We start from the raw sequence: 4,898 nt of genomic DNA, 5'->3' as shown, positions 1-4,898 counted from the left end.
AATGGGATCTCCTACGCTCTTCATCCAAATCGCAATATCACAATGGGCCTGCACCCCATCGCCAAAAACTAAATTACCCAAAGGTAGGCAGGCCTCTAAAATCTTATTAGTATTGCCCCCTACAATGCGTAGCGGTAATTTTTTATCGACTGGTAATGTAATTAAGCCCGGGAAGAATTTCATGGCACTACTCAACGACCTATCAAACAAGCTATCAATCGGAATTGCGTCCAAAATTGCATTATTCGAATAAATTGATCTTTTTGTTCCAAGACCATCTCCACGCAAGATTTCCTCTTTTAATCGCAGCCTAGATTTAATGTTCTTTTTCGGTTTGGGATCAAATTTTGATGATTCACTAAGGTCATGCGCGCGGCACTTGAGGGTCACCTCACAAAAATCATCAACCCAAACATTTTGACGGGATTCCCGCACTCGTAAGATGATGTTATTGCGACGCAAATCCTCTGAAGGCGTATCGTAAAAGTAAATATTACGCAGGCCAGTGCTGGCATTATCGAGATGAAAAAAATCAACCTTACTCTTTTTGCAGAATTTCAGAATCTGATCGCTTAGAGCGGTAATTCTGCTGCGACGATCTAAACCCTTAGGCTTGATAAGGAGCTTGAACTCACGATTTGTGATTAAGACATCTGGCTTCATACGGTTAACCCCTCAATAATTGATGAGAGGTTAACACTTTCTATCGCAAATCAGTAGATCTCGGGAACGTACATATCCATGGGAACAGGGCCGCGTAAGTAGTCTGGATTGTGGACACGTGCAGGCAGAGTAATCTCTGGGTGCTCAATTTCTTGATAAGGAATTTGAGCCAGTAAATGCGAAATGCAATTTAGGCGTGCTTTTTTCTTATCATTAGCAGCCACAACCCACCATGGTGCCTCAGGGATATTGGTTCGCTCAAGCATAGTCTCTTTTGCCTTGGTGTAGGCCTCCCAGTGGCGGCGTGCATCGAGATCCATTGGGCTCAGCTTCCATTGCTTGAGCGGATCATGAATACGCACCATGAAACGGCTATATTGCTCATCGTCTGAGATGGAGAACCAATACTTAATCAGAATAATTCCGGAACGGATAATCATGCGCTCAAACTCAGGAACTGTACGCAAGAACTCTTCGTACTCGACATCACTACAAAACCCCATAACCTTTTCAACACCAGCACGGTTGTACCAGCTACGATCGAACAAAACGATCTCACCACCAGCAGGCAAATTTGATACGTAGCGCTGAAAGTACCACTGCGTTTTCTCACGTTCACTTGGCGCCGTTAGTGCGACGACTTTACAAACGCGTGGATTAAGACGTTGAGTAATTCGCTTAATAGCACCGCCCTTGCCCGCAGAATCACGGCCCTCAAATAAAACCGCCACCTTCAGTTTGTTTTCAACTACCCAATCCTGGAGTTTTACCAATTCGCCCTGAAGGCGGAATAATTCTTTAAAGTAGACATTACGAGGAATGATGGAACTGCTTCCACCGTCCGGTGATAGGCGATCATCATCGAGCTCCATTTCGAGCTCTTCGTCCATACTATCTAAAATTTCTTCCTGAGCTCGCTTGTACCACTCAGCCATGTCTTTATGTTTTGAAGTCATATTTCTTCCTGATGCGTTGATACCTTTGTATCCCAAGGATATGACACTTTTATTACATATGCTGTTTATATGGTCTTAGTTATGGATTCTTGGCAATAAATAGCGAGCTCTTTGCGATCGGAACTTTTCACTTCATCAGTCAAATAGGGTTCCATTAGGTGTAATTGCACCTCAATATCCCTATTGCTAATAACGTTTGACATCGATTCCAGCAGCCCCATATCTCCAATAAAAGCAGGGGCATCACTCTTAAGGCCTGTTGATCTTTTCCTGTAAACAATGGCAATCGGTAGGACTGGCGCATTTGCAAGAATGGCGGATTCAAATAAATTGGGCTTAAACGGCAATACTGACTCTCCAGAGCTAGAAGTGCCCTCAGGGAAAATACAGACCGATTCTGCTTTCAGAACCTCAGCTATCTGGTCCACAACCTGTCTTGCATGACGTGCACTATCCCTGCGGATGAAGACGGTGCCCAACTGCTCCGCCATCCACCCAAAGACAGGCCACCCCCGCACTTCAGATTTAGCAACAAAACGGACCGGTTTAAATGCATTAATCACATGAATGTCTAACCACGAGATGTGATTTGATGCTAGCAAATGCGGACTAGAGGTCAATTTATTCGCGCCAAGCACACTTAACTGAATATTGAAAATTTTTAATAATTTCCTAGACCATTTATGTATATGGCGATCCTTTTGATCTCGATTTAGCAAGGGAAAAAGGATGGAAAGTTTGCAGACCCCAGAAATCACGTGCAAAAGGATTTGTATCCAAATCCAATAGCGAAGCCAACTACTGGGGCTTAAAGCGGGGTTTGATTGGGAATACTTCATATCTAGCCGTAATATAAATCAAGTCATCAAACTGTCGTAAAAGTGTCATGAGGCATTCATAATGAATCGGCTTAATAGATACTCATGACGCATTACAGAGCGATTTGGATTTCAGATGTACACCTGGGAACATCAGGGTGTCAGGCAAGCTACCTCCTCGATTTCTTGAAACATAATGAAGCAGACCAGTTTTACCTGGTTGGTGACATTATCGATGGCTGGCGTTTAAAACAGTCATTTTACTGGCCTCAGACCCACAATGATGTCGTTCAAAAGTTATTGCGCAAAGCCCGTAAGGGTACGGAAGTTATTTACATCCCTGGAAACCATGATGAAGCCGCACGGCAGTATTTTGGCATGTCCTTTGGTGACATCAAGGTTGAGGAAGAGGTAATCCACACAACCCTAGATGGACGTAAGCTTTGGGTAACCCATGGCGATCTATTTGATGGGGTAATGCAATATGCCAAATGGTTGGCCTATGTTGGCGACTCAATGTACTCCATCATCCTTTATATAAACCGCTACTTCAATATGCTGCGGGTCAAGATGGGTTTGCAGTACTGGTCTCTATCCCAATATCTCAAACATCAAGTAAAAAATGCCGTCAGCTACATAGCTGACTTTGAGCACATCATGGCTAGAGAGGCTCGCTTACGTAATTGCGACGGCGTCGTATGCGGCCATATCCATAAAGCAGAAATTCGTGAAATTGATGGACTGCTCTATTGCAATGATGGCGATTGGGTCGAAAGCCTTTCAGCGCTGGTAGAGACCACGACCGGCGAACTAAAAATTATCTATTGGACGCATATTCATGGCGATCCAGTGGATGCACCTGAAATTACCCTCCAACCTGAACTTGCAGCACTTATTAAAGAGGCTACCGTATGAAAATTATGATCATTACTGATGCATGGGATCCGCAGGTAAATGGTGTTGTGAGAACACTCAAACAAACTAGAGCTGAACTCATCGGCATGGGTCATGAAGTCGAAATGATTACTCCGACTGGTTTTAAGTCCATCCCCTGCCCCACCTATCCTGACATTGCCCTATCCCTATTTCCCGGTAAGGAAGTGGCTCGCCGAATTAAAGCATTTGCACCAGATGCAATCCATATTGCTACCGAAGGTCCGCTAGGTTTATCGGCTCGGGCCTATGCAGTCAAGAACAATCTCCCCTTCTCTACCGCTTATCACACACGCTTTCCAGAGTATGTGAAGGCACGAACTGGAATCCCGCTTGCAATTACCTACGCATTCATACGCTGGTTCCATGGCCCTTCTATGGCGGTGATGGCACCCACAATTGTGGTGAAAGATGACTTAGAGAAGTATGGCCTCAATAATGTGGTGTTGTGGTCTAGAGGCGTAGATTTAGACATCTTCAAAATGCAGGATTCAAAAGCGCTCAATAGTGCTCACCCGATCTTTTTATACGTTGGTAGAGTTGCAGTTGAAAAGAATATCAACGCCTTCTTGGAAATAGACCTTCCTGGATCCAAATGGGTGGTTGGTGATGGCCCAGCGATGGCTGGCATTAAAGAAAAATACCCCAACATTAATTATCTAGGGGTTTTGCAACAGCATGAGCTGGCTAAGGTATACGCAGCAGCAGATGTATTTGTCTTCCCAAGCAAAACCGATACTTTTGGGCTCGTAATTTTAGAGGCGATGGCTTGTGGCACTCCAGTAGCAGCCTATCCAGTGACCGGTCCAATTGATGTTTTAGGTAATTCTTCGGCCGGCGCAATGCACGAAGATCTTCGAGTAGCTTGCCTGCAAGCTCTAAAGATTCCTCGCGAACTAGCTAGAGCTCATGCTGAGAAGTTTTCTTGGCGAGCAGCTTCTGAGCAATTTGCTAATCACCTCAAACCAGTTCCCTCACCTGAAGTGCACGTTACCGCACTAGCCTAAGGCACTATTTTGACTGCTCCGTACCACATTAACCAAAACCCACATAAAGGTAATCGCGGGCTCACAAGGGCATGGCATGCTGCCAAAAATTCTTGGTGCGGCATAGTCTATGCATTTCAAGAGGAAAGTGCCTTTAGACAAGAACTTTTCCTGCTTGTGGTGCTAAGCCCTGTCGCCCTGTTCTTGCCAATTAGCCCTCTTGAGAAATGCGCCCTTATTGCATCCCTCATCATGGTTTTAGTAGTCGAACTACTGAACTCTAGTGTAGAAGCCGCTATCGATCGTATTTCATTTGATCATCATGATCTATCAAAAAGAGCAAAAGATTTTGGCTCGGCTGCAGTCATGCTGGCCCTACTCATTGCCGCCATATTGTGGGCAACGATTTGCATGCCCCTTGTCACCATTTGGTAATACAGCAAGCTTATGATTAAATAATAAATTAAGGAAAACAATGTCGGATATCCCAAACCCACTAGCTGCATTTGATATCTTCAATTCACGGTTCGAAGATAAGCCAA

The 4,898-nt window shown here is 44.6% G+C and carries 6 protein-coding genes; 3 read left to right on the top strand and 3 right to left on the bottom strand.

Annotated elements, in window-relative coordinates:
- From B7Y67_RS10830 to B7Y67_RS10820, 3 genes are all read right to left on the bottom strand, one after another.
- On the bottom strand, window positions 1–663 hold a 663-nt coding region (locus tag B7Y67_RS10830; protein WP_293598654.1), incomplete at its 3' end, for a hypothetical protein.
- A 50-nt stretch (window positions 664–713) separates the two neighbouring features.
- A complete protein-coding gene (gene ppk2 / locus B7Y67_RS10825; RefSeq protein ID WP_293598653.1) occupies window positions 714–1,619 on the bottom strand; it encodes a polyphosphate kinase 2 in 906 nt (301 codons plus the stop codon).
- Between the two features lie 65 nt (window positions 1,620–1,684).
- Complete coding sequence (locus B7Y67_RS10820) at window positions 1,685–2,458, bottom strand: 1-acyl-sn-glycerol-3-phosphate acyltransferase (protein WP_293598652.1); 774 nt, start codon at window positions 2,456–2,458, stop codon at window positions 1,685–1,687.
- An 84-nt stretch (window positions 2,459–2,542) separates the two neighbouring features.
- Between B7Y67_RS10820 and B7Y67_RS10815 the strand changes: the two genes are divergently transcribed.
- Genes B7Y67_RS10815 through B7Y67_RS10805 form a run of 3 tightly spaced genes read left to right on the top strand, consistent with a single transcriptional unit; the run spans window position 2,543 to window position 4,791 of the window.
- Window positions 2,543–3,352 (top strand): UDP-2,3-diacylglucosamine diphosphatase, encoded by an 810-nt coding sequence (locus B7Y67_RS10815; RefSeq protein ID WP_293598651.1) that lies wholly within the window; start codon window positions 2,543–2,545, stop codon window positions 3,350–3,352.
- A complete protein-coding gene (locus B7Y67_RS10810) occupies window positions 3,349–4,377 on the top strand; it encodes a glycosyltransferase family 1 protein (RefSeq protein ID WP_293598650.1) in 1,029 nt (342 codons plus the stop codon). Before B7Y67_RS10815 ends, B7Y67_RS10810 begins: the two co-directional genes overlap by 4 nt.
- Window positions 4,378–4,386: 9 nt before the next feature.
- Window positions 4,387–4,791 (top strand): diacylglycerol kinase, encoded by a 405-nt coding sequence (locus B7Y67_RS10805; RefSeq protein WP_293598649.1) that lies wholly within the window; start codon window positions 4,387–4,389, stop codon window positions 4,789–4,791.
- Window positions 4,792–4,898 lie beyond the last annotated feature (107 nt).

The organism is Polynucleobacter sp. 35-46-11 (assembly GCF_002281105.1).
Note: the sequence above shows the minus strand (reverse complement) of the source record. Positions and strands in the feature narration are given on the sequence as shown.

Bases quoted from the DNA above. Each gene is read 5' to 3' on its own strand.
- ppk2 (WP_293598653.1), bottom strand. From the start codon at position 1,619: ATGACTTCAAAACATAAAGACATGGCTGAGTGGTACAAGCGAGCTCAG.
- B7Y67_RS10820 (WP_293598652.1), bottom strand. From the start codon at position 2,458: ATGAAGTATTCCCAATCAAACCCCGCTTTAAGCCCCAGTAGTTGGCTT.
- B7Y67_RS10815 (WP_293598651.1), top strand. From the start codon at position 2,543: ATGACGCATTACAGAGCGATTTGGATTTCAGATGTACACCTGGGAACA.
- B7Y67_RS10810 (WP_293598650.1), top strand. From the start codon at position 3,349: ATGAAAATTATGATCATTACTGATGCATGGGATCCGCAGGTAAATGGT.